The sequence below is a fragment of the Oceanobacillus sp. GQ8 genome (assembly GCF_059758495.1).
The window spans coordinates 55,600-78,068 of sequence record NZ_JCAXEV010000006.1 but is presented as its reverse complement, the minus strand read 5'-3'; the positions used below and the strand labels follow the sequence as shown (position 1 = coordinate 78,068).

Genomic DNA, 22,469 nt, shown 5'->3' with positions numbered 1-22,469 from the left:
ATTAAAGGGTTCCTTTTGTGGATGGAATACCTTTTATCCGGTTATTTTGTTGACTTGCTAGATCGAGGGCACGGCCGACACCTTTAAAAATGGATTCAATGATATGGTGTGAGTTTTTTCCATACAACAGGTTAATATGGAGTGTCACTTTTGCATTGCTTGCAAAAGCTTGAAAGAACTCTTCTACTAACTCTGTATCAAAACTTCCAACCTTATCCTTTAATCCTTCTACGTGAAATACCAGATAGGACCGACCACTTATATCAAGAGATATGCTAGATAATGCTTCATCCATAGGGCTAGAAACGGTGGCATAGCGTGTTATTCCTTCCTTGCTTCCTAGTGCTTCTCTAAAGGCTTGACCTAGCGCAATGCCAATGTCCTCTACTGAGTGGTGCTGGTCCACTTCCAAATCACCATTACATGTAATCTCTAAATCAAATAACCCATGCTTGCTTAATAGAATAAGCATATGGTCAAAAAAGCCAATCCCTGTCTGAATAGCGGAATTCCCTTCTCCGTCAATTGTAAGGTCTAACATGATGTCTGTTTCGGCCGTCTTTCTTGTAACGTTACTTTTGCGCATTTTTCCCATCCCTTCTTTGATAAATTGCGTTGGCATGGGCAGTTAGCCCTTCTGTTTCTGCTAGGTGAATTATCGGGCCAGATGCTTCTAGTAAAGCCTCTTGTGAGTACTGAATAATACTTGATTTTTTCATAAAATCATAAACCCCTAGAGGGGAGGAGAAGGCTGCCGTTCCACTCGTTGGCAAGGTGTGATTGGGCCCAGCAAAATAGTCACCAAGCGGTTCTGGAGAATAATTGCCGAGGAAAATAGCTCCTGCATTTTTTACAAATGGCAATTTGTCAGAAGCATTTTCCATCATCAGTTCTAAATGCTCTGGTGCTATTTGGTTGATAAGGTCGAATGTTTCTTGTTCATTCTTTGTGATAATAATACGTCCAAATTCTTGTAAGGAAGCTTTTATAATGTCTTTTCTTTCTAACATCTCTAGTTGGCTGTACATCTCATTTCTAACTTTTTCAGCTAACGCGGTACTGTTTGTAATAAAAAAGGTACGAGCACGCTCATCATGTTCGGCTTGAGAGAGCAGGTCTGCAGCAATATATGCTGGAGGTGCGGAACCATCTGCTGCTACACATATTTCGCTTGGTCCTGCAATCATGTCAATGGCTACATCACCAAATACCCATTTCTTTGCCCGAGCGACATAAGCATTCCCTGGTCCTACGATTTTATCTACCTTAGACACTGTCTCTGTACCATAAGCTAATGCGGCTATTGCTTGAGCGCCACCGATTTTATATACAGTATTTACGCCCACTTCCCTTGCTGCTGTAAGCACATATGGATTTACCTTTCCATCTTTCTGTGGTGGTGTTACAATAGCGATTTCCTCTACTTGAGCTAGTTTCGCTGGAATCACGTTCATTAGTACAGAGGAAGGGTAGGCAGCCTTTCCACCAGGGATATAAATGCCAGCTCGACCTATGGGTGTAATCATTTGGCCGAGTGTTATGCCTGGTGACTTATGAAAGAACCAAGACTTTTCGAACTGCTTTTGATGGAATTCCTCAATGTTCTGTTTTGCTTGCCTCAAGGAATTTATAAAAGTACCATCCACAAGCTCTGCTGCCTCTGTAAATTCCTCCTCTGATACGAGCAACTCTGTAAGCTTTACGCCATCAAATGCTTCGGTATAATCGTATAATGATTGGTCTCCTGCTTGTCTTACCTTTTGGATGATATCTAGTACAGTTTTATCAAGTTTTTGATTATCTTGTTCCATGGTAGTTGTGTTAAATTCTTCTTCAAGGTATGAGTCAGCCGTTATGATTCTCATATTCTTCCTCCAGTCCTACTGTCAGTCTCTTGATGAATAGCTGTATATCATTTGATTTTGTGGCGAAGCTCGCTTTGTTCACAATCAGCCTGGTGCTAATATTTTCAACGTCCTCGAAGACTTCCAATCCATTTTCTTTTAACGTATTTCCTGTTTCCACAATGTCCACTATGACGTCAGCTAATCCGATTAGGGGAGCGAGCTCAACAGATCCATTTAGCTTGACCGTCTCCACATCCAATCCTTTTTTTCGAAAATGTTGTTCGGTGATATTGGGATATTTGGAAGCCACTGTTAGGCGTTGGTTGGAAGGGGGAAAGTCACCTGCTTTTCCGGCGACAACAAATTTACACTGTCCTATTTTCAAGTCTAGTAATTCATAGACATCAGCCTGTGATTCTAGAATGTTGTCTTTTCCTGCGATGCCAATGTCTGCCGCCCCTTTTTCAACATAGGTTGGTACATCAACGGCCTTAACAAAAATTAACTTTATCAAAGCGTCCTCACTTAGAAAAACAAGCTTACGCGTATCTTCATGAAAGTCCCGAAACTGAATACCTATCTTCTTTAATAAATGAATCGTGCTATCGGCGGTTCTGCCCTTTGCTAGTGCAAGGGTTATATTGGACATCTTACCTACCTCCGTTTCGCTTCAGAATGTCTAAAAGTGCTTGGTAGTTACGAAATTTTTGTGTGCCTTCTTCAGTTGTTATGGTATTTACACCTTCACTGAGAGTAAGTTTTATGTCTATAGGCTTTTTGGTAACTGCAGATGACTCAGGAAATATACGAACGGGAAATCCATCCTCGCGCAGAAATTGTGCGGTTTGGATCGCTTCCTTCTGCTTACTCTTCTCATAGGTCATGATAAGCTGTGGCGCCATCGTTACTTCACTTATCCGGCCTTTTTGCATAAGCGCTTCCTGTAGTAAATCGACTTCCATAGCAAACCCAATAGCAGGCAGGTGGACACCGTATTGGTCTCCTAGTTGATTGTAGCGACCACCCATGAGGAGGGGATGTCCCACCTGTTCAACAAACCCTTGGAAAATAACATCTGAGTAATAATTCATGTTGTTGATTAGTCCAAGATTTAAGACAATATGTTCTCCAACCTCGTAATCTTCTAATATATCCACAATCTCTGATAGGTTATTAAGATTTCTATGCATTTCATCATTTAATAGCTTATCGGAAATCTGTTGCATGACTTCCCGCGGTGTCCCGTAGAGCATGGGAATAGCTTGGATAGCTTCGCGCAGATCTTCTGTTAAAGTTAATTTATTAAGAAAAGGCACCATTTCTACAATGTTTTTTGATTGTATCAACGATTGTAGCTGTTCTATTTCCGCAGGGCTTAATCCTGCTGGAGCAATTAATGATTTAAAAAATCCTGCATGGCCAATTTCTATTTTGAAGTTGGAAAATCCTAATTCCTTTAAATTATGAATCGCGAGCATAATTACCTCAGCATCTGTTTCAGGTCGGTTATTACCCAGACATTCGACCCCAGCCTGCGTACTTTCCTTCGTACCAGTACTGGCTGTACTTCTAAAAACATCTTGAATGTAAAAGTAACGCAATTCTTCTTCGGGCATTTCACCCTCGGCAACCATTCGCGTTATGGGAATGGTAACATCAGGCCGCATAACCAGAACTTTTCCGGAAGAATCAATAACCTTTACCATATCGTCTTTGTTTACTGTACCAGTAAGCTTTGAATAAAGATCATAGGATTCAAAAGTAGACGTCCTAATTTGTTCATATCCGTAAGTAGAAAAGCGATTTTTAAATTGTGTGATCAAGGATTCTCTTCGTTTAAATCCCTCTGCATTATATTCCGCTTTCGCTGAACCAATTTGATAGGATGACATGACAAGGGCCCCTTTCTTTGTCTAGCTCCGAGCGCACAGCGACTAGCGTAACTTCCTTCACTCCGTACAATAAAGAAGACTTGCCGACTGGTTTTAACCAGAGGCCTAGTCGCCCTTATACCCGGAGGGTGAAAGTCATCATCGATTCGTACCTCATCGTGATTCCTTTATCTCCTCCGGATCAGTCCAGTTCGTACGTGGGCCCGGAGGATCCGGGTCATGCCGACGTTGACCCAGGACGGGTCGAACTTAGTCGGCCTTCCTTAATACGTGCGCTCTACGCTTTTCTTAATAAATCAAAATATTTTATATCCTTTATCGCTTTATCACTTTATCTTAGTAAAGTTATATAGTATTGTAAGTAGTATAGTTAGAAAAGTCAACCAAAAGGAGAGAATTTTAATGTTTGATTATCATATACACAGCAATTTTTCGGCGGATTGCTCTACGCCAATGGAGAAAACGATTGAATCTGCAATTGATAAAGGGCTTAAGGAAATTTGTTTTACCGAGCATGTTGATTTCGACTACCCAGACCCAACTATTTCATTTGAGCTTGATCTCAATCAATATGAGAAAAAGCTAGAGGAAATGAAAAGGTATTATAGGGAAAGCATTAGTATTAAGAAGGGTGTGGAAATTGGGGGCGAACCACATCTTCTTTCACGCTATAAAGAACTCATTGCAGCGAACCGCTTTGACTTTATTATTTGTTCCATGCATACGTCTGAGCGAAAAGACCTTCATTCAGGGAGTTTCTTTGCTGGTAAAACGGTGGAGGAGGCATATCAGATTTACTATGAAGAGTTGCTCTATTGTATAACCCATTTTCAGGACTATAACGTGTTGGGTCACATTGACTTGGTCAAAAGGTATACAGAGCAAAAGAGTAAGCTTGATTTTCACGATTTATTAGAACAAATTTTCAACAGAATTATTGCAGACGGAAAAGGGATTGAATTAAACACATCAGGATTTCGTTATGGGCTAGATAGTGGAATGCCAAGCACAGATATATTAAAACTTTATAAGGAGTGTGGGGGAGAAATCATTACTTTAGGCTCTGACTCTCATATAGAAACAACGGTCGCTTACGGATTTAGGGATGCTTTAGAGCTGCTCCAATCAATTGGCTTTTCCAATATTGCTACTTTTTCCGATCGGAAGCCATCCTTTCACTCGATTGAGCAATTGTTTTAATAAAGGCGTTGTAGGGCCCGAAATTCATCTAACTTACGAATAATTTGGTGTGTCAGGGACAGAAATAGGGCGAAAATGGTATACTTAGGATACAACTGTGAAAAATGAGGGATACTCTTTGAACCGAAAAAATATTACAAGGCTAACTGTAGGCTTTATAGTCTTGTTGGGAATGATCTCATTGGGTTATCAATCTGAACGAAAGCCTGATATTAGTACAACAAAGCCAACGGTTTTTCTGCATGGCTATAAGGGGACCTTTAACTCGTTTGGCTTTATGCTTGATCGATTTGAGGACAAATACAACTGGGGAAATAGGGCGTTAATTTACTATGTTTCTGCCAATGGTGAAATCAGTACACGCAATTTAAGCAAAGGGAGATCAGAGCCGCCACTTGTCCAAGTTGTATTCGAAGATAATCGCGCAGGCTTTACTCAAAGTGCTGCCTGGTTTGCCTCTGTTCTAAAGCATATGAAGCAACACTATTATGTGGAAAACGTTAATTTAGTTGGGCATTCCATGGGCGGTATAGTATCACTTGAATTCTTGAAACAATATAATGATAAGGAACTATATCCGAAGGTTGATAAATTTGTGGCTATCGCTAGTCCATTTGATGGTATTTACAGCGAGGGCTATTTTCAAGTAAACTATGGTCCTGCCGCGACAGATCTTATCCCAGGATCGGCTGCGCTGGAAATGTTGCGTAAACGGCCGTTCCCTGAAGATATCAGGGTCTTAAGCATTGGGAGTACAGGGGATAAGGTAGCGGTGCCAGAAAGCCTCAAATCCTTGCGTCAGATCATCCCAAAGGAACAGCTTGAAGAGATTGTGATAGAGGATAAGAGTCTTGGGCATAGTGGATTGCATGAAAATCAACAGGTCGACCAACTTATTCATTCTTTTCTATGGAAAGATCGTATTCAATAACTTAAAATGAAATAGGTGCTACGGCATGGAATAACTTCAAAGGAATGATACAGATGATTAATCATCCCATATATGAAAAGCTAATAGAAATAACGAACAAGCAAAATGTCATGGTAGATGAATTGTTAAGTAACCATACGTATACGCGACTCGGTGGAAAAGCGGACATTCTTGTTACACCGGAAACATATGAAGAAGTGCAGGCTATCGTAAAGCTGGCTAACAGCGAAATGGTAGCTTTTACGTTGTTAGGAAATGGATCCAATCTAATTGTAAAAGATGGTGGCATCCGTGGGATAGTCATGAACCTAAAAAAACTTAACTCAATTCAAACGACTTCAAATACCATTGTTGCAGGAAGTGGCGCAAGAATTATTGATGTATCAAGAGAAGCATTGGAGCGTCGGCTAAGCGGACTGGAATTTGCCTGTGGGATACCTGGTTCGGTTGGCGGGGCGCTATTTATGAATGCTGGTGCATACGGCGGAGAGATAAAAGATGTCCTTATTAGTACAAAGGTGGTAGATCCGGAAGGTAATTTACTGACACTGCCGGTAGAGGAATTAGAGATGGATTATCGAACAAGTAACATCCCAGAAAAGAAGTATATTGTACTTGAAGCAACCTTTGCACTTCAACCAGGAGAATATGAACAAATTAAGGAAGTTATGGACGATTTAACGTTTAAACGCGAGTCAAAACAGCCATTGGAATATCCGTCCTGTGGAAGTGTGTTTAAACGTCCCCCTGGCTATTTTGCAGGTAAGTTAATCCAAGATAGCGCTTTGCAAGGAAAACAGATTGGTGGAGCGCAAGTATCGCTGAAGCATGCCGGCTTTATTGTAAATAAAGATGGAGCGACAGCAAGCGAATATATTGCTTTAATTCATCACGTGCAGGAGACAGTCGATGAAAAGTTTGGCGTTAAGCTAGAACGTGAAGTTAAAATTATCGGTGAAGATGCCTAAGTAATAGGTCATCTTATTATTAAAAAAAGCTTTGGACTGCAAAACTGCAGATTCCAAAGCTTTTTTATACGTTAAGAAATGTATTCGTACTAAATGAAACTAACTAGAGTTACGCTCTAAAGCGCTTAAGGAAGCTTTGCAGTCGCTCGTTACTGGAATGTTCAATAACTTCACTTGCTGTTCCTTGTTCTGCGATAACACCTTCATCAAGGAACAAGACCTTATCTGCAACATCTAGAGCAAAATCCATCTCATGTGTAACGAGGATCATGGCCATTTCTCCCTCTTTTGCAATATCCCGAATGACCTCGAGTACTTCTCCGACAAGCTCCGGATCCAAAGCAGAGGTTACCTCATCAAACAACATGACCTTCGGGCGCATAACTAAAGCACGGGCCATGGCAACTCGCTGTTTTTGTCCACCGGAAAGCTGGCTAGGATAATTATCCAATTTATCTCCAAGTCCAACTTTTTCAAGCATTTGGATAGAGTGTTGTTTCGCTCTCTGTTTATTTTCCTTCTTCACATGGATTGGTGCGGTCATACAGTTCTCTAAAATAGTCATGTGTGGAAAAAGGTTAAAATGTTGAAAAACCATGCCGATATCTCCGCGGACTTCGCGCAAATGCTTTTCATTCGCGTCAACAAGCTGTCCATTCTTATCCATCTTCCATAAGTTTTTCCCGTCGACGATAATATCACCGGAAGTTGGTTTTTCCAATGTCATTAACATGCGGATAATGGTAGTTTTCCCTGAACCACTTGGTCCAATTACCGCCACTTTTTCAGCGGGCTTAATATCAAGATTAATCCCTTTTAATACTTCTACATCCCCAAAGGATTTGTGCACATCCTGAAATGTTACAATTGGCTCTGTCATTTAAGTTGTCGCTCCTTTACTACTATTTAAGGTCTCTTTTTTATCAAATCGTCGATTCATTCTTTTTTCTAGCTTACTTATTAGAATAGCAGAAGGATAGCTTAAAACTAAGAATAAAATCGCAACAATTGTTAACGGCTCCAAGTATGCCCAATATTGTGCGCCATAACTATTCGCCATATGAAGGATTCCTACTACGCCAATCGTGGAGGCAAGTGGAACTTCTTTAAACATAATAATTAAGTAGTTTCCAAGCATGGGAATGGTTGGAGGGATTGCCTGTGGCAAAATAACCTTTAACCACTTTTGCCTTGTAGAGAGATTTAGAGCTTGTGAAGCTTCCCACTGTCCCTTATCAACTCCTTCAATTCCGGATCGGTATACTTCTCCGATGTAGGTACTGAAGTGAAGTCCAAGGCCGAGTACAGCACTAGTAAATGGCGACAGAGTCATCCCCACGACAGGAACCATTGGCCATGCAAAGTAAATAAAGAATAATTGTACCAAAGGTGGGGTGGAACGAATAAATTCCATTACCCATGTCACAACCCAATTTAAAGGCTTAAACGGTACTCTTCGTAAAAAGGTCCACACAAAGCCGAATATGAGTGAAAATAAGTAGCAGGCAAAGGTTAGTCCAACGGTTATGCCGAGTCCTTCTAGTACAACAGGGAAGGCGTCAAAAAATATATCCCAACTCCAATTATCCATTAGCTAGCCACTCCTTTCTTGGAAATCACTTCTGCTTTGCGCGTTAGCCAGATAATTGGCAACGCTAGAATAAAGTAGAATACTAAAAGAAGTAAGTACACGGTTGGAGCTTGTGACAAATCATTACTTCGCAGAATGTTTCCGTAGTATAATATATCGTTCATCCCAATTAAGTACACTAAGGAAGTTGCTTTTAGCATTTGAATTAAATAATTTCCGAATTCTGGTAGCATCATGCGCACTGCCTGTGGCAAAATAATCAGCCGCATACGCTGAAAGCTAGACATATTGAGTGCTGTTGCGGCTTCAGTCTGCCCCTTGGCTACAGAAAGAATAGATCCCCTTACAATCTCTGACATATAGGCGCCGTAATTCAGCGCAATGGCAACCACTCCAACAAGCCAATTGCTACCAAGCTGAATGTCAAAAAGCATGGGAACAGCATAGTAGAGCCAAAATAATTGAACGATTAATGAGGTGCCACGAAATAATTCAATATAGAATCCGGTAGCCTTGCGTATGAATACATTAGAAGATAGACGGCAAAGACCTGCTATAAATGCCATCAGGTAACCTAAAATCGCGGAGGCGATAAGGACAGAGATAGTTATATTAATCCCACGCATAAGGTAGGGGAATATATCTGTAAATACACTAATTGGAATCACTCCTTTTCATAGTAGTCAACACAGAAAAACATAGGACCTGCCCCCCTTCGGCGGGAGGAAGACCCTATGGAGTCTCGTCATACTAGAAGATGTAAAACGCTCAGTTTATTCTTTTGATAGAATAAAGCAGTTTTAATTTTTGTTATAATTAGTAGTTTTCTCCGCTGCAAACTGATTCAGTTGTAATTTCTCCGGCTTCAGCCATATTGCTCTCCGGGTCAAACCCATTTGCTTCAAGCAACTCGGCGACAGTTCCATCTTCTTTCAATTCTTTTAGCTTCTCATTATACGCATCTCTTAACTCGGTATTATCCTTAGAGAATGCAGCTGCACCATAGCTTGGTACGCCTTCGATATCAGGCTGCTCGAAATTATCAACAAACTCAAGGTCATCCCCCGCGGTTTCCATTGCCATGCGAAGTGTCATTTCTGTGGCAGTTGTAACATCAGCTCTATCCGCTTGGATAGCAGAGAAAGTTGCTGGAATATCATCGGCAGGTGTTACTTGATCATCACTAACCCCTACACTTTCAAGATAACCTACTTCTGTTGCACCAGACATTACAGATACTCGGATGTCCGGATTGTCAGCGATGTCCTGGTAGCTTTGGATATTAAGTGGGTTCCCAGCCTGTACGACCAAGCCTTCACCATACACCATTTCCGGTTCGCCAAAGGCTGCCTGTTCACAGCGGTCCGGTGTAATAGCCATTCCAGCTGTCACGACATCAAATTGATTTGCTTGCAGTCCAGGAATAAGAGAATCGAAATTAGAAAGCTGTGACTTCATGTTATCAATACCTAGTTCCGCAAATACAGCCTCTGCAATATCTACTGCTGCACCTTTTAGTTCACCATCTTCTTCATAAGCGTAGGGCTCTTCATTGGCAAAGCCAATTGTAACCGTTCCTGCCTCCTGTAATTCTTCCAGTTTTCCTCCATTACCATCGCTGTCGCCACCATCACCACTTGCACCTTCATCATCTGAGCCGCAGGCAGCCAGAGCGATTAATATTAAACCTAATAAACTAGTAAGTATAATTTTCTTCATATGTTTCTATTGACCTCCTATTTTTTATTTTCCCAACATGCTTTTCTTTTATTAAGCCATATTTACAAGGTAATCACTCAAGGCGTGACTTTGCTCCTAGGAAAAACATCACCCCTTATATGTAAAAAAAATTACCGAGAATTGGCTGACTTAATGAAAAGCACTTATATAATTATGTTAAAGGTATTACAAGAACGTTTCAAACCCAGTATATTTTGATTATTTATAATTAACTGGCGTATAGTGCAAATAAGTAAGTTAGAGTGTCAGAGACAAAAATATACTAGTGTATTGTTCCGTATGCTTTCATTTTCCCAACATTTGGTTGAAAATGAAGACATTGATTTATAAAGCTATTCTAGACAATACAGTTAAGGACAAGGTACGATAGAAAGAGTGTAACGAGATTAAACAAAGGGGGAAGACTTATGAAAGTTGTGATAGTGGGAGCCGGAGCATTGGGTGGATATTTTGGGGCTCGATTACACGAGGCAGGGGCAGAAGTAACCTTCTTGGTACGAGAAAAGAGAGCAGTCCAACTGAAGGAGCATGGCTTGCGAATTTCGAGCAAACAAGGTGATTATACTATTAAAAACCCAAATGTAACGACCGATCCCAATAACATTCCTGAAGCAGACCTTGTATTAGCAGGCGTAAAAGGATATCACTTAGATGGGGTCCTTGAGCCACTAAAAGTGCTTTCCAATAAAGGGGCTTATGTGCTTCCTGTTTTAAATGGGATAGAACATATTGAACTTCTGCAAAAGCATTTGGGGAACAAAGCTGTACTCGGAGGCTTGTCTTTTATTATCGCAACATTGGATAATAAAGGACATGTGATCCATTCAAGTGACTTTCATGACCTTATTTTTGGTCCGCTATATACGGAGCAAACAGAAGTATGCGAAAAGCTCCAAGCTCTGTTTACTAAGGCAAACTTTCATGCTATAAATAGCGAGAATATCCTTGAGGAACTTTGGAAGAAATATTCATTTATCAATGCCTTTTCTGGCATTACTACGGCTACGAATCTTGCTATTGGAGAAATAAGAGAACAACCAGAGACGTTTCAGATTGCCAAAGAATTGCTGAAAGAAATGAAGCAGCTGGCAAATGCATATGGAGCAGAATTAAAAGATGAGCATATTAAAGAGGCGGAAAAGAAATTGATCACACTTCAGGCTGAAGCAACCTCCTCTATGCACCAAGACCGAAGAAAAGGTCTTCATCTTGAGCTAGAACATCTACATGGTGGCGCAATCCGGTTAGCTGAAAAGACAGGTATTAATCTGCCATACACAAAAGCTATTTACGGTATCATCAAGCCATTTGAAAAGGCGTAGAAATGGAGGAAGCAATTTGTCTACATTTACTATTGTTATTATTGTGATGGTCGCTGTAGTGGCAATTGTTTTGCTTTTATCGCTGTTTACCATTTCAAAAGGGTATGCATACAAACATGAAGTTGATCCATTACCTGGTGAGGATAGCAACAAAGAGGATAACCAGGAAGAAAAAGAAGAGGAGAAATGATAAAAATGAAATTTTCAACAATAGGTACAAGCTGGATAACAGAATCCTTTATAGCCGCAGCGAAACAATCAGGATCTGCTGAACTACATGCTGTTTATTCTAGAACAGAGGAAAGTGCTAAAGCATTCGCGGAGAAAAACGGAGCGAAACAGTGGTTTTCTAATTTGGAAGCTATGCTACAGGACGAAGAATCCGATTTTATTTATATTGCATCACCGAACAGAATGCATTATGAGCATATGATTATGTGTATGGAGAATGGCAAACATGTGTTTTGTGAAAAACCAATGGTCTTGAATGAATCACAGTGGAATCATGTACAGGAGACAGCAAAGGAAAAGGGAGTCTTTGTTTTTGAAGGATTTCGTCATCTCTATTCCCCTAACTATAAGAAGTTAAAAGATCAGTTGACTCAAGTTGGTCAGGTTCGCAGTGTGATGCTGCAATATGTACAGTATTCTTCTAAATATGATGCCTTTAAAGAAGGAAAAGCACCTAATGTGTTTTCCAAAGAGTTTGCTGGTGGCGCAGTAATGGATCTAGGCGTTTACCCATTAAGTTTGGCACTAGACTTGTTTGGCGAACCGAATAACATTAACTATTTTCCTGTCCTGCTGTCGAACGGGACGGATGGAAGTGGTACCCTTGTACTAACCTATAACGATTTTGTAGTAACCATCCTCTGTTCAAAAATAGCCCAAGGAACCGCGCCATCTGAAATTCATGGGGAAGATGGTGCCTTAAGAATGGATCATGTGGCACCAATCGAACAGCTGTCCTTTTATGATAGAAAAACTAAAGAGACAACAGAGTTAGCTGAAAAGCAGGAGCAATTAGACATGATTTATGAAGCCCAAGCTTTCGTTAAGATGGTAAAGGAACAAAACCTTGAGGAACACGCGGCAGGACTAGAACGTAGCAGGCAGGTTGCAAAATGGACGTCCGAAGCAAGAAAACAACACAATATCCTATTTCCAGGAGAGTAATAAGGGACGATAAGTAAAAGGTCGAGCGATAAATTTAAAATCGCTCGACCTCTTATTTTTCTATAAAGATCAAAGACGAACATACTTAGCTCAGCCTCTTTTTGTATCAAGTGGTTTTAATCTAGCTTCAATACGTTCCCTATCTTGTTCAAAATATGGTGGCAATGCCAGCGATTCGCCTAGGTGTTCTGGATCTTCGTCGGTTGTAAAGCCAGGACCGTCTGTAGCTAGTTCAAAAAGAATACCATTCGGCTCGCTGAAATAAAGTGATTTAAAGTAATAACGCTCCACTAATCCTGAGTTGGGAAGTCTGGCACTTTGCAAGCGTTCCTTCCAATACTGTAATTCCTCTTCGTTATCTACACGGAATGCCACATGATGAACACTCCCTCTTCCAGGTCGTTCTCTTGGGAGGTCGGATCTTGTTTCCAAATGAACCTCAGCACCAGTGCCACCTTCGCCAGTTGAAAAGACACGTACATCCTGTTGACCTTGAACTAAGGAAGGGTAACGATCGATCTCCTTAAAGGAGAGAACCTCTGTTAGCACCTTTATCGTTGGATCTGGATCATTAACAGTAAGATGACTTGGCCCAAGTCCGATGATGGCATTTTCAACGGGAACTGGCCCCTTTTTCCATGGGGTACCACCTTTTACACCATTGTTTGTTTCATCTGATACTAACTTAAGCCTCTGGCCTTCTGGGTCTCGGAAAGAGACAATTTTTCGGCCACCCACAGTAATGATTTCATCATGGTCAACCTTATACTGGATGAAACGTTGCTTCCAGTATTGTAGAGCATTGTTATCCTTAACACGTAGAGATGTTGCAGAGATACTGCTGACACCAGGATAGGTCGTACCTGCACGTGGTATTTCAAAAAACGTCAAATCTGTGCCAGGGTTGCCTATCTCATCTGCATAAAATAAATGGTACACGGAAGTATCATCCTGGTTTACCGTCTTTTTAACAAGGCGCATTCCAAGCACTTCTGTATAAAAAGAGTAGTTGTCTGCTGCGTTTGCCGTTAATGCTGAGACGTGGTGGATACCTTTCAGTTCCATATGTTTTCCTCCTTCGATCAATTGTGAATGATATTTACTCTGAAAATAGTTTGAATTCAAGATAATTTTATTATAATCCTCACTGAATTAATTGTCTACTTCCTCGACTTCCTGTTCAGTCTTTGGTCTTAACCCATTCTGAAGATCTCTTATTGAAAGGCCAAACGTCATTTGAAGGTGTGGATAATCTTTGAAGTTCTCCCAGTCCCCTCCCCATTCAAAGCCGAGATCCTTTGCTATATCTGCAACCTCGAACCAGTCAGAGTCACCATTTCCATTTCCATCATAGTTAAGGTCCCAGATAAGGTTCCCATCCTGATCGGAGAGGGCATAATCGATGGCCAATCCATAATTATGATAGGATTCTCCTCCTTGTGCGTGTGTAACAATGTTTCCCTCTGTCGTTCGCCCTTGTTCATAAAGTGCGTTCTGCTCATCGTAGGTTCGAATGGTTTCCGTGATAATCAAATCTATCCCTATATTCCCAGCCTCTTTCACTAGCTTGTTTTTATGCTCTTCAACAATAGGGTGAAGCTCTGTTGGAATGGATGCATCCTTTCCTTTGTCATCATATTTTTTGTTTTGTTGGTTATATAATGTAAAAAGCAATACGAAGAATAGGATAATAATAAGCCACGTACTAAGTATGCTAGATGTCTGCCGCATGCTGTTATTCCCCTCAACCTATATTTCTAGTTCTTATCTTATTCTAACAAATAAAGAGGGCATTATGCTGTTGGAGAGGGAGGATTATTGAGCAAATTTCATGTTCTTTCTTTATATTATTTACGTTATAATAAGGCCAATAAAGTGAAACTTCAATCAGTGGGCGTTTTCGTCCTTCCCGACTGATTGTTAGTTGAACGAATCGGGGTGTTAGCGTCCATTACTACCACTTAAACATTACAGTTTCACTTTAAGTTTTAAAGTAGGGGTTTTACGGACGGTTCCACCGGGATAAAGGAGGATTGCGTATGTTAACCTTCATTGTTAGTTTACTGGGTTATATTTTCGGCTGTATCCACGGTTCCCAGGTGGTTAGCAGGATGAAGAAAGTCGATATAAAAAATAGTGGCGTTAAGAATGCTGGGGCTTCCAATACAACAATTTTACTTGGTTGGAAATACGGTATTCTTGTTGCGTTAATTGATATTTTTAAAGCAACAGCAGCAATAATGCTAGCTTTATTTATCATAAGAGAGAGCGGTGTTAATGGCGATGCTCAGATTTTACTCGTTTATGTCACGGCACTCTTTGTAATTGTAGGGCATAACTATCCTATCACGATGAAGTTTAGTGGAGGAAAAGGGACAGCCAGCCTCGTTGGCGGACTACTGGCGATTGATTGGAAAATTGCCGTGATAGGGATTGCCATATTGTTTCTATTTACCTTTACGACAGATTACCTTGTTGTTGGAGTACTGTTTATGTACCTGTCATTTCTCGTGACAACATACTTATTTTTCGGTGTGGAACCAACCATGATCGTCTTGTTCTTATCTTTGTTGAGTATTATGAAACATATGGAAAATTATAAACGTATATGGAGAAAAGAAGAGACGAAGCTTTCAAGTATGTTTCGTAAAAAATAATTACTGGAGGAACTTATGCTAGATATTATCATTTGGATCGCTATTAGCGTATTGTTTATACTAAGTTTCGTAGGCATTATTTTCCCAATTGTCCCCTCTGTGCTTGTAATATGGGGTGGATTTTTGCTTTATCATTTCGTGTTAAATAGCAACGAGCTTAATGCTGTTTTTTGGACGGTAATGATTGTTTTAACGGTTGTGCTTATTGTTTCAGATATTATAGCCAATAGTTATTTTGTGAAAAAATATGGTGGTAGTAAATGGGGGGAGCGGGGAGCGGCGATTGCAGTTATCATTGGATCGTTTATTATTCCACCGTTTGGTATCATTATCATCCCGTTTGCTGCTGTGTTTATTATTGAAATGATTCAAAAGAGAACAGCACAGGAAGCACTGCTTGCATCTGTAGGATCCTTAATCGGCTTTTTAGGAGGAGCAGTAGCCAAAGTTGTATTACAGCTCGTTATGATTATCTGGTTTATAATCGTTGTGATATTCTAAAGAAAAGAGGAGAGCGCCGATTATTCGCGCTAAATATTGGTGCTTTCTAAAGTAAGATAGAAAGGGTTTTTTTAATGAAACTACCAGCTAGAGTGATGACCATTGCCGGATCTGCTGCAGGAGGAAGTGCAGGGATTCAGGCAGATTTGAAAACATTTCAAGAATTAGATGCCTACGGAATGAGCGTACTTACAGCGATTGTTTCCAGGCATCCCAAGACAAAGAAAAATGTTCATCTCCAGACAATAGAGGCCATTGAAGCACAGTTTGCAACTGCTATCGAGCAGGTGGGTGTGGAAGGAGTAAAAATAGGAATGCTCTTTTCCGAAGAGATAATAGAGAATGTGTCTGGATTAGTGGAGCAAGCAGACATTAACTATTTAGTTGTTGATCCGGTAATGGTAGGAAAGATGAATTCGAAGCTGCTTGAGGATAAAGCAATTCATGCACTCAAGGAAAAAATGATTCCAATGGCGACTATTATTACGCCGAACGTACCAGAGGCATCTTTACTATTAGATGGACGAAGTATTACGTCTGTGGAGGAACTAAAGCAGGCAGCGGTAGACCTTTATAACCTTGGTTGTCAAAATGTTCTTGTAAAAGGGGGGAGACTGGACGGTCCTGCCATCGATGTCCTTTACGACGGGAAGAAAATGACATTGTTTGAGGCCCCGCGTATGGAAACCGCCAATACAAGTGGTGCAGGCTGTACATATTCCGCAGCCATTACAGCATTTTTAGCAAAAGGTTTTTCCGTTTATGAGTCTGTCAAAAAAGCAAAAAGTTTTGTTACGAGAGCGATTGAATATGGTTTTTCCTATACAGATATCGTTGGTCCAACTTACCATGCGGCCGAGAGGAAATATGGAGAAGCTAGCAAAATAAAAACCTATCATGTTAATCAGGGGGAAGCCAAATGAGTAAACGCGCTTTAATTAATGTAGATTACACATACGATTTTGTCGCAGAGGATGGGAAGTTAACATGCGGCAATCCGGGTCAAGCTATAGAGGATAACATTGTAAGCTTAACAGAAGAGTTTATTACGGCGGGAGATTATGTGGTGCTAGCAATTGATGCTCATCATGAAGGGGATGCATCACATCCTGAAGCCAAGCTTTTTCCGCCCCATAATATTATAGGAACCTCTGGCAGGAATCTTTATGGAAGCTTAGCAGAGCTTTATCAGCAACATAAGAATAAAGATAATGTTTATTATCGGGATAAAACAAGGTATAGTGCTTTTGCAGGAACAGACTTGGAATTAAAACTTCGTGAGCGGAACATTGAGGAAGTACATATTATTGGAGTATGTACTGACATTTGTGTGTTACATACAGCTGTGGATGCCTATAACAAAGGGTTCAAGATCGTAGTTCATAAGGATGCGGTGGCTAGCTTTAATCAAGCTGGCCATGAATGGGCGCTTGGCCATTTTGAAAACACTCTTGGAGCAAGCGTTATATAGAAAAGTTTGTCCCATATAGGAGGAAGAATAGAGATGGAATCATTATTTTTAAAGAAACAGTTTAACTCTTTTACGGTAAAGCAAGCCGCGCCTTCTGATGCGGTAGCAGTAACGGAATTACTAAAAGGTGTCGCCACTCGCTTGCAAGAGAATGGATTAAATCAATGGGAGTTCTTACTTGATGGTGGAGAAGATGCGGAGATTATTAATTCCATTAAACGCGGTGTTACCTATATCGTGACAGATAGTGATAGAGTTGTTGCTACCTTTAATCTCACAAATAAACAAAACGATTGGGATGCTCAACTTTGGGGAGCGAGAGAGGATAATGCTTATTACATTCATCGCCTTGCCGTCCATAACCACTATACGGGAAAAGGAATAGGAAAAGATCTTCTGTTGTGGCTTGATGAAAATTTAAAGGGGAAGGCAACGCTTCGACTCGACTGTATCGCGGATAATACTGTTTTGAACGATTTTTATAAGCACGTAGGGTTTAATTATATGGGACAGGGGCATGCGGAAGGTGACTCTTTTTCCTTATATGAAAAAGAGACTCCCTCACCAACATTAAACTCATAAATGTGAAGGGGTGAGAGGAGAGTGTCTTCTCACCTTGACTTTACAAGCATATCCCTTTATATTTAGGGATATATACGAAACGTTGACGAGGATTAGTATAATTTGTTTGTCTGTACAAGAGAGGGAATGGCGCTGTGAATTCCTACTGACACAGATTAGAACCTGCCTCCTGAGTTCGCCATTGGAAGGTTTAAACCGTAAAATGAGCGCGGGTCATGCCGTTATACATTTAAGTGTGCATCAGTAGTATGGGTGCAAACAAGGGTGGTACCACCATAACCTCGGTCCCTTTTCGGATGGAGGATTTTTTGTGTTCAATATTTAAAATATCTTTATATAAAGAGGTGTTAGGCTTGGGTAAAAAGAACAAGCAGTTTGTGGAAAAAATAACAGCAATGGAAGATGATTTCGCACAATGGTATACAGATGTTGTGAAACAGGCAGACTTGGTTGATTATGGTCAAGTTCGCGGCACAATGATCATCAAACCATATGGTTACGCTATTTGGGAAAATGTGCGAGATGAGCTGGACAAAAAGTTTAAAGAGACAGGACATTCTAATGTCGCGTTCCCACTCTTTATTCCAGAAAGTCTTTTGCAAAAAGAAAAGGATCATGTAGAAGGATTTGCACCAGAAGTAGCCTGGGTAACACATGGCGGTGATGACGAATTACAAGAGCGAATTGCTGTTCGTCCAACTTCCGAAGTGCTTTTCTGTGACTATTACTCAAAAAATATTCATTCCTATCGAGACCTGCCAAAGCTTTATAATCAATGGGCAAATGTGGTGCGTTGGGAAAAAACAACAAGACCATTCTTGCGTTCCTCAGAATTCCATTGGCAGGAAGGGCATACGGCACATGCTACAGACGAGGATGCAGCACAAGAAACAAATCGCATGCTTGGAGTATATGCTGATATTGCAGAAAAATATCTGGCCATCCCTGTATTAAAGGGACGTAAAACCGATAAAGAAAAATTTGCCGGTGCCAATTACACCTTGACGATTGAAGCAATGATGCATGATGGAAAAGCGTTACAATCCGGTACTTCCCATCACTTCGGGACTGGTTTTGCAGAGGCCTTTGACATTACGTATTTAGATGAAAATGGAGAGAGCCAATTCGTACACCAAACTTCTTGGGGACTGTCCACCAGAATTATGGGTGCTCTTATCATGGTTCATGGTGACAATCGTGGGTTAGTTATCCCACCAAAAGTGGCTCCAACACAGGCTATGATCGTACCAATTGCCCAACACAAAGAAGGGGTATTAGATAAAGCATACGATTTACGTGATCGCTTGAAGGATCTTGTGCGTGTTGATATTGATGCAAGTGATAAAATGCCTGGCTGGAAATTTAATGAGTATGAAATGAAGGGAATCCCTGTACGTATTGAAATGGGACCAAAAGATATTGAAAAAGAGCAAGTAGTACTTGCTCGTCGAGATACAGGCGAAAAAGAGTTCATTCCTCTAAGTGAACTGGAAAGTCGCTTACCTATACTGTTGGAAGAAATTCAACAGAACCTATATACAAAAGCACAAACGCATCGTGAAGAAAAAACGTCTATTGCTAAAACGATGGATGAATTTAAACAAGTGCTAGAAGAAAAACCAGGCTTCATCAAAGCAATGTGGTGCGGAGATGTTGCGTGTGAAGAGAAAATCAAGGAAGAAACAACGGCTACTTCACGTTGTATTCCGTTTGACCAAGAAACAGTAGCAGAGACTTGCGTATGCTGTGGTAAAGAAGCTAAAGAAATGGTTTATTGGGCAAAAGCATATTAAAAATAGTTAACGAAAGCCTTTTAAAATTAATTTAAAAGTCGAATGAATTCTAAAGCTGGTACTAAGGCTTTGGATGATCATTCGACTTTTATTTTTAGGTTAGTTCCAATAATGTTTTCTCCATTTTCTTTTTCACCGCTTCTAATTTGCTTCTATCCTCAATATAATTCGCTTCATCTTCAATATAGAATTCTGCAAAGTTTTGTCCTTCATATCTTGGAAAAACATGCATGTGAAAATGCGTAAGTTCGTCAAATGCCCCGCTATTTTGGCAGATAGTAATTCCGTCAGGACGGTATAATTCTCTGATCACTTTAGAAACTTTTTTTGTAGCTTCAACTAAAGAGGCTGCAGTATGTTCATCCAGTTCATCAAAAAATCGAAAGTGAGCCTTAGGTAAAATCAAAACATGTCCCTCATTATAAGGACTGTGATCGAGAACACAGCATACATACGTATCCTCAAAAACTATCGAAGTATCTTCTTTTTTATTTGCAAGTTTACAGCCTAAACAATTCAATCCTATTCCTCCTCAACACCCATAGCCTTTTAGAACAGACTGCGCTTGCATGTAATTATACCAAACAGTTAAATGAATCCTCTTCACACTATATACCTTAAAGCAAGAAATTCAAAAGAATATTCACTATATTATTATTTTGAAAAAGGTCTCCCAATCATTGATAAACCCTATTAAGCCTTTATCTGTAAAGGTTTTCAATAAAAATAATTATATTATTTATAAAAAACTATTGAATTTTTATACATTATTATGGTATAAATATACACATAGATTAATAAATATACAAAAACATACAGCGGGGGATAAACATGAAAGAGGACTTGACTAAAGAACTTGATTATATAAAACAAGACTTACAGAAAATGAGTGATCATCTTTATTATAATCCTGAACTGGGGGATCAGGAATTTGAATCAATGAAACTATTAACAAACTATCTTAAGCAACAGGGATTTCGTGTAGAAACAGGCTTAGTTGGAAGACCAACCGCATTTAAAGCTACTTATGAAGGAGAAAAACCTGGATTTAAAATAGCTTATTTAGCAGAGTATGATGCACTGCCTGGGGTGGGCCATGGATGTGGACATAATTTAATCGGGACAATGAGTGTGGGAGCTGCGGTAATACTTAGTAAACAGATTAACCAAATTGGCGGAAGTGTCGTTGTGCTTGGCACACCTGCTGAGGAAACGAATGGCGCAAAAGTTCCAATGAGTGACGAGGGAATCTTTTCAGACATTGATGCAGCGATGATCGTACATCCAAGCGATCTTTCATACTCAAGTGGAGATTCCTTAGCAATGGACGCTATTCAGTTCGCTTATACAGGAAAATCCTCTCATGCAGCAGCTTCTCCAGAAAAGGGGATAAATGCCTTGGATAGTGTCATTCAACTATTTAACGGAATAAACGCCTTACGTGAGCATGTTACTTCTGATGTGCGAATTCATGGCATCATTTCCGAGGGAGGACAGGCAGCAAATGTTGTACCCGATTCTGCTGTAGCCCAATTTTACGTACGAGCGAAAGAAAGAGATTATTTAAATGAGGTTGTAGAAATGGTTCATAACATCGCAAAAGGGGCAGCGATCATGACAGGCGCCACTTTGGAGATTTCCAATTATGAACTAAGCTATGACAATATGCTCACAAACAAAGCATTGTCAGATGCATTCAACAAAAACTTGCAGCAAGTTAGTGAAGGACCTGTTTTACCAGCAAAACAAAGCTATGGATCTATTGATATGGGGAATGTTAGTCAAGTTGTACCGGCAATTCACCCATATATTGGATTTGGTAAAGAAGGGCTAATCGCCCATACGCAGGAATTCGCAGATAAAACAATAACAAAAGAGGGGCATCAAACCTTGGCTGATGGTGCACTATCACTAGCCTTTACAGGATATGACCTCTTAACAGACAAAGCACTTTATCAATCGATGCAACAGGAATTTAAAGGAAAATAGGGGGAGAAAATATGAAAAAGACAATTGGAATTATACTATTTATTATGCTAGTTGCAGGGGGACTTGCGGCTTGTGGGACATCAGATGAAGCTTCAGGAAGTTCGGAGCAAGACAAAAAGGTATTAAAAATGGCAACGTCGGCAGATTTTCCTCCATTTGAATCTCGGGATAACGAGGGAAACTTTGAAGGGTTTGATATAGATTTAGCGCATTTAATAGCAGAAGAGCTAGGCTATGAATTGGATATTGAAGATATGAAGTTTGACGGATTAATTGGTGCCTTGCAGGCAGATCGAGTAGATATGGTGATGTCAGGTATGAGTTCAACTGATGAACGGAAGAAGAATGTAGACTTCTCCACCCCATACCATCATTCTGGCGAAATGTTTGTTACACCATCTGATTCTGCAATTGAAAGTCTTGAAGATTTGAAAGGTAAAACCATTGGTGTTCAGCTCGGTACCATTCAAGAGGAAGGTGCAGAAACCCTTAGTGAGGAATATGGTTTTGAAGTGAAAAAGGTAGATGATGCAGGATTGATTATTCAGGAACTTAATTCCAACCGAATTGATGCTGGCTATATGGATAAAACGGTGGCAACTGGGTTTATAAAAGAGCAAGGACTCATGGGCTTTGATGATCCGACGACAAGCTCTCCAGGTATGGGAATTGCTTTTCCAAAAGGTAGTGAAATGGTAACAGAAGTAAATGAAGTACTTGAAAAGCTTGAAGAAGAAGGAAAGATACAGGAGCTTGAAGAGAAATGGCTCTCTGACATGGAATAAAAATACAGCAGAGAATTGAGGTGT

The 22,469-nt window shown here is 40.3% G+C and carries 25 protein-coding genes and 1 other annotated feature; of the genes, 14 read left to right on the top strand and 11 right to left on the bottom strand.

Annotated features, from left to right (window positions below; genetic code table 11):
* Position 1: 1 nt before the first annotated feature.
* Genes hisB through hisZ form a run of 4 tightly spaced genes read right to left on the bottom strand, consistent with a single transcriptional unit; the run spans position 2 to position 3,739 of the window.
* A complete protein-coding gene (gene hisB, locus AC6CHS_RS17520) occupies positions 2-586 on the bottom strand; it encodes an imidazoleglycerol-phosphate dehydratase HisB (protein ID WP_498238020.1) in 585 nt (194 codons plus the stop codon).
* Complete coding sequence (hisD, locus tag AC6CHS_RS17515) at positions 573-1,865, bottom strand: histidinol dehydrogenase (protein WP_498238019.1); 1,293 nt, start codon at positions 1,863-1,865, stop codon at positions 573-575. Before hisD ends, hisB begins: the two co-directional genes overlap by 14 nt.
* Positions 1,846-2,496 carry an ATP phosphoribosyltransferase gene (gene hisG, locus AC6CHS_RS17510; RefSeq protein WP_498238018.1) on the bottom strand — a complete coding sequence of 217 codons (651 nt, stop codon included), beginning with the start codon at positions 2,494-2,496 and terminating at the stop codon, positions 1,846-1,848. Before hisG ends, hisD begins: the two co-directional genes overlap by 20 nt.
* A gap of 1 nt (position 2,497) precedes the next feature.
* Complete coding sequence (hisZ, locus tag AC6CHS_RS17505; RefSeq protein ID WP_498238017.1) at positions 2,498-3,739, bottom strand: ATP phosphoribosyltransferase regulatory subunit; 1,242 nt, start codon at positions 3,737-3,739, stop codon at positions 2,498-2,500.
* A gap of 402 nt (positions 3,740-4,141) precedes the next feature.
* Between hisZ and AC6CHS_RS17500 the strand changes: the two genes are divergently transcribed.
* The 3 genes from AC6CHS_RS17500 to murB all read left to right on the top strand — a co-directional run bounded on the left by AC6CHS_RS17500 (position 4,142) and on the right by murB (position 6,838).
* On the top strand, positions 4,142-4,939 hold the full coding sequence (locus tag AC6CHS_RS17500; protein ID WP_498238016.1) for a histidinol-phosphatase HisJ family protein: 798 nt from the start codon (positions 4,142-4,144) through the stop codon (positions 4,937-4,939).
* Between the two features lie 118 nt (positions 4,940-5,057).
* Positions 5,058-5,870 (top strand): alpha/beta fold hydrolase, encoded by an 813-nt coding sequence (locus AC6CHS_RS17495; protein ID WP_498238015.1) that lies wholly within the window; start codon positions 5,058-5,060, stop codon positions 5,868-5,870.
* A 44-nt stretch (positions 5,871-5,914) separates the two neighbouring features.
* Entirely contained in the window at positions 5,915-6,838 is a 924-nt protein-coding gene (murB, locus tag AC6CHS_RS17490) for a UDP-N-acetylmuramate dehydrogenase (RefSeq protein ID WP_498238014.1), read from the top strand.
* Between the two features lie 109 nt (positions 6,839-6,947).
* Here murB and ehuA read toward each other — a convergent pair whose 3' ends face one another.
* From ehuA to ehuB, 4 genes are all read right to left on the bottom strand, one after another.
* On the bottom strand, positions 6,948-7,718 hold the full coding sequence (ehuA, locus tag AC6CHS_RS17485) for an ectoine/hydroxyectoine ABC transporter ATP-binding protein EhuA (protein WP_498238013.1): 771 nt from the start codon (positions 7,716-7,718) through the stop codon (positions 6,948-6,950).
* Positions 7,719-8,429, bottom strand: coding sequence for an ectoine/hydroxyectoine ABC transporter permease subunit EhuD (ehuD, locus tag AC6CHS_RS17480; RefSeq protein ID WP_498238012.1), 711 nt, complete (start codon positions 8,427-8,429; stop codon positions 7,719-7,721).
* On the bottom strand, positions 8,429-9,055 hold the full coding sequence (locus tag AC6CHS_RS17475; protein WP_498238011.1) for an amino acid ABC transporter permease: 627 nt from the start codon (positions 9,053-9,055) through the stop codon (positions 8,429-8,431). The genes ehuD and AC6CHS_RS17475 overlap by 1 nt, the downstream gene beginning before the upstream one ends.
* A 190-nt stretch (positions 9,056-9,245) precedes the next feature.
* On the bottom strand, positions 9,246-10,148 hold the full coding sequence (gene ehuB / locus AC6CHS_RS17470) for an ectoine/hydroxyectoine ABC transporter substrate-binding protein EhuB (RefSeq protein WP_498238010.1): 903 nt from the start codon (positions 10,146-10,148) through the stop codon (positions 9,246-9,248).
* A gap of 428 nt (positions 10,149-10,576) precedes the next feature.
* Between ehuB and AC6CHS_RS17465 the strand changes: the two genes are divergently transcribed.
* The 3 genes from AC6CHS_RS17465 to AC6CHS_RS17455 are packed head-to-tail and all read left to right on the top strand — an operon-like array spanning position 10,577 to position 12,667.
* Entirely contained in the window at positions 10,577-11,491 is a 915-nt protein-coding gene (locus tag AC6CHS_RS17465; protein WP_498238009.1) for a ketopantoate reductase family protein, read from the top strand.
* 16 nt (positions 11,492-11,507) lie between these two features.
* Positions 11,508-11,681, top strand: a complete 174-nt coding sequence (gene ytzI, locus AC6CHS_RS17460; protein ID WP_081779439.1) for a YtzI protein — start codon at positions 11,508-11,510, stop codon at positions 11,679-11,681.
* Positions 11,682-11,686: 5 nt separating this feature from the next.
* Complete coding sequence (locus tag AC6CHS_RS17455) at positions 11,687-12,667, top strand: Gfo/Idh/MocA family protein (protein WP_498238008.1); 981 nt, start codon at positions 11,687-11,689, stop codon at positions 12,665-12,667.
* Positions 12,668-12,757: 90 nt separating this feature from the next.
* Here AC6CHS_RS17455 and AC6CHS_RS17450 read toward each other — a convergent pair whose 3' ends face one another.
* On the bottom strand, positions 12,758-13,732 hold the full coding sequence (locus tag AC6CHS_RS17450; protein ID WP_498238007.1) for a ring-cleaving dioxygenase: 975 nt from the start codon (positions 13,730-13,732) through the stop codon (positions 12,758-12,760).
* Between the two features lie 87 nt (positions 13,733-13,819).
* Positions 13,820-14,398 (bottom strand): M15 family metallopeptidase, encoded by a 579-nt coding sequence (locus AC6CHS_RS17445; protein ID WP_498238006.1) that lies wholly within the window; start codon positions 14,396-14,398, stop codon positions 13,820-13,822.
* A gap of 308 nt (positions 14,399-14,706) precedes the next feature.
* Between AC6CHS_RS17445 and AC6CHS_RS17440 the strand changes: the two genes are divergently transcribed.
* From AC6CHS_RS17440 to proS, 6 genes are all read left to right on the top strand, one after another.
* Complete coding sequence (locus AC6CHS_RS17440; RefSeq protein ID WP_498238005.1) at positions 14,707-15,324, top strand: glycerol-3-phosphate acyltransferase; 618 nt, start codon at positions 14,707-14,709, stop codon at positions 15,322-15,324.
* 15 nt (positions 15,325-15,339) lie between these two features.
* Positions 15,340-15,825 (top strand): DUF456 domain-containing protein, encoded by a 486-nt coding sequence (locus AC6CHS_RS17435; protein WP_498238004.1) that lies wholly within the window; start codon positions 15,340-15,342, stop codon positions 15,823-15,825.
* Positions 15,826-15,899: 74 nt separating this feature from the next.
* Positions 15,900-16,748 carry a bifunctional hydroxymethylpyrimidine kinase/phosphomethylpyrimidine kinase gene (thiD, locus tag AC6CHS_RS17430; protein ID WP_498238003.1) on the top strand — a complete coding sequence of 283 codons (849 nt, stop codon included), beginning with the start codon at positions 15,900-15,902 and terminating at the stop codon, positions 16,746-16,748.
* Complete coding sequence (locus AC6CHS_RS17425; protein ID WP_498238002.1) at positions 16,745-17,296, top strand: cysteine hydrolase family protein; 552 nt, start codon at positions 16,745-16,747, stop codon at positions 17,294-17,296. The genes thiD and AC6CHS_RS17425 overlap by 4 nt, the downstream gene beginning before the upstream one ends.
* Before the next feature lie 33 nt (positions 17,297-17,329).
* Positions 17,330-17,878: a GNAT family N-acetyltransferase gene (locus AC6CHS_RS17420; protein ID WP_498238001.1), complete on the top strand. Its 549-nt coding sequence runs from the start codon at positions 17,330-17,332 to the stop codon at positions 17,876-17,878.
* Positions 17,879-17,951: 73 nt separating this feature from the next.
* Positions 17,952-18,171: a binding site (T-box leader), on the top strand.
* Positions 18,172-18,231: 60 nt separating this feature from the next.
* On the top strand, positions 18,232-19,671 hold the full coding sequence (gene proS / locus AC6CHS_RS17415; protein ID WP_498238000.1) for a proline--tRNA ligase: 1,440 nt from the start codon (positions 18,232-18,234) through the stop codon (positions 19,669-19,671).
* 94 nt (positions 19,672-19,765) lie between these two features.
* Here the strand turns inward: proS and AC6CHS_RS17410 are convergent, their stop codons facing one another.
* The gene (locus AC6CHS_RS17410) at positions 19,766-20,191 is read right to left on the bottom strand and encodes an HIT family protein (RefSeq protein ID WP_498237999.1); all 426 of its coding nucleotides are present in this window, start codon (positions 20,189-20,191) and stop codon (positions 19,766-19,768) included.
* Between the two features lie 311 nt (positions 20,192-20,502).
* Between AC6CHS_RS17410 and AC6CHS_RS17405 the strand changes: the two genes are divergently transcribed.
* On the top strand, positions 20,503-21,660 hold the full coding sequence (locus AC6CHS_RS17405; RefSeq protein WP_498237998.1) for a M20 family metallopeptidase: 1,158 nt from the start codon (positions 20,503-20,505) through the stop codon (positions 21,658-21,660).
* A gap of 11 nt (positions 21,661-21,671) precedes the next feature.
* Positions 21,672-22,445: a basic amino acid ABC transporter substrate-binding protein gene (locus tag AC6CHS_RS17400; protein ID WP_498237997.1), complete on the top strand. Its 774-nt coding sequence runs from the start codon at positions 21,672-21,674 to the stop codon at positions 22,443-22,445.
* Positions 22,446-22,469 lie beyond the last annotated feature (24 nt).

Bases quoted from the DNA above. Each gene is read 5' to 3' on its own strand.
- AC6CHS_RS17455 (WP_498238008.1), top strand. From the start codon at position 11,687: ATGAAATTTTCAACAATAGGTACAAGCTGGATAACAGAATCCTTTATA.
- thiD (WP_498238003.1), top strand. From the start codon at position 15,900: ATGAAACTACCAGCTAGAGTGATGACCATTGCCGGATCTGCTGCAGGA.
- AC6CHS_RS17465 (WP_498238009.1), top strand. From the start codon at position 10,577: ATGAAAGTTGTGATAGTGGGAGCCGGAGCATTGGGTGGATATTTTGGG.
- hisB (WP_498238020.1), bottom strand. From the start codon at position 586: ATGCGCAAAAGTAACGTTACAAGAAAGACGGCCGAAACAGACATCATG.
- ehuA (WP_498238013.1), bottom strand. From the start codon at position 7,718: ATGACAGAGCCAATTGTAACATTTCAGGATGTGCACAAATCCTTTGGG.
- hisD (WP_498238019.1), bottom strand. From the start codon at position 1,865: ATGAGAATCATAACGGCTGACTCATACCTTGAAGAAGAATTTAACACA.
- AC6CHS_RS17475 (WP_498238011.1), bottom strand. From the start codon at position 9,055: ATGCGTGGGATTAATATAACTATCTCTGTCCTTATCGCCTCCGCGATT.
- AC6CHS_RS17420 (WP_498238001.1), top strand. From the start codon at position 17,330: ATGGAATCATTATTTTTAAAGAAACAGTTTAACTCTTTTACGGTAAAG.
- hisZ (WP_498238017.1), bottom strand. From the start codon at position 3,739: ATGTCATCCTATCAAATTGGTTCAGCGAAAGCGGAATATAATGCAGAG.
- AC6CHS_RS17445 (WP_498238006.1), bottom strand. From the start codon at position 14,398: ATGCGGCAGACATCTAGCATACTTAGTACGTGGCTTATTATTATCCTA.
- AC6CHS_RS17425 (WP_498238002.1), top strand. From the start codon at position 16,745: ATGAGTAAACGCGCTTTAATTAATGTAGATTACACATACGATTTTGTC.
- AC6CHS_RS17440 (WP_498238005.1), top strand. From the start codon at position 14,707: ATGTTAACCTTCATTGTTAGTTTACTGGGTTATATTTTCGGCTGTATC.
- AC6CHS_RS17450 (WP_498238007.1), bottom strand. From the start codon at position 13,732: ATGGAACTGAAAGGTATCCACCACGTCTCAGCATTAACGGCAAACGCA.
- ehuB (WP_498238010.1), bottom strand. From the start codon at position 10,148: ATGAAGAAAATTATACTTACTAGTTTATTAGGTTTAATATTAATCGCT.
- AC6CHS_RS17405 (WP_498237998.1), top strand. From the start codon at position 20,503: ATGAAAGAGGACTTGACTAAAGAACTTGATTATATAAAACAAGACTTA.
- AC6CHS_RS17500 (WP_498238016.1), top strand. From the start codon at position 4,142: ATGTTTGATTATCATATACACAGCAATTTTTCGGCGGATTGCTCTACG.
- murB (WP_498238014.1), top strand. From the start codon at position 5,915: ATGATACAGATGATTAATCATCCCATATATGAAAAGCTAATAGAAATA.
- AC6CHS_RS17435 (WP_498238004.1), top strand. From the start codon at position 15,340: ATGCTAGATATTATCATTTGGATCGCTATTAGCGTATTGTTTATACTA.
- hisG (WP_498238018.1), bottom strand. From the start codon at position 2,496: ATGTCCAATATAACCCTTGCACTAGCAAAGGGCAGAACCGCCGATAGC.
- AC6CHS_RS17400 (WP_498237997.1), top strand. From the start codon at position 21,672: ATGAAAAAGACAATTGGAATTATACTATTTATTATGCTAGTTGCAGGG.
- ehuD (WP_498238012.1), bottom strand. From the start codon at position 8,429: ATGGATAATTGGAGTTGGGATATATTTTTTGACGCCTTCCCTGTTGTA.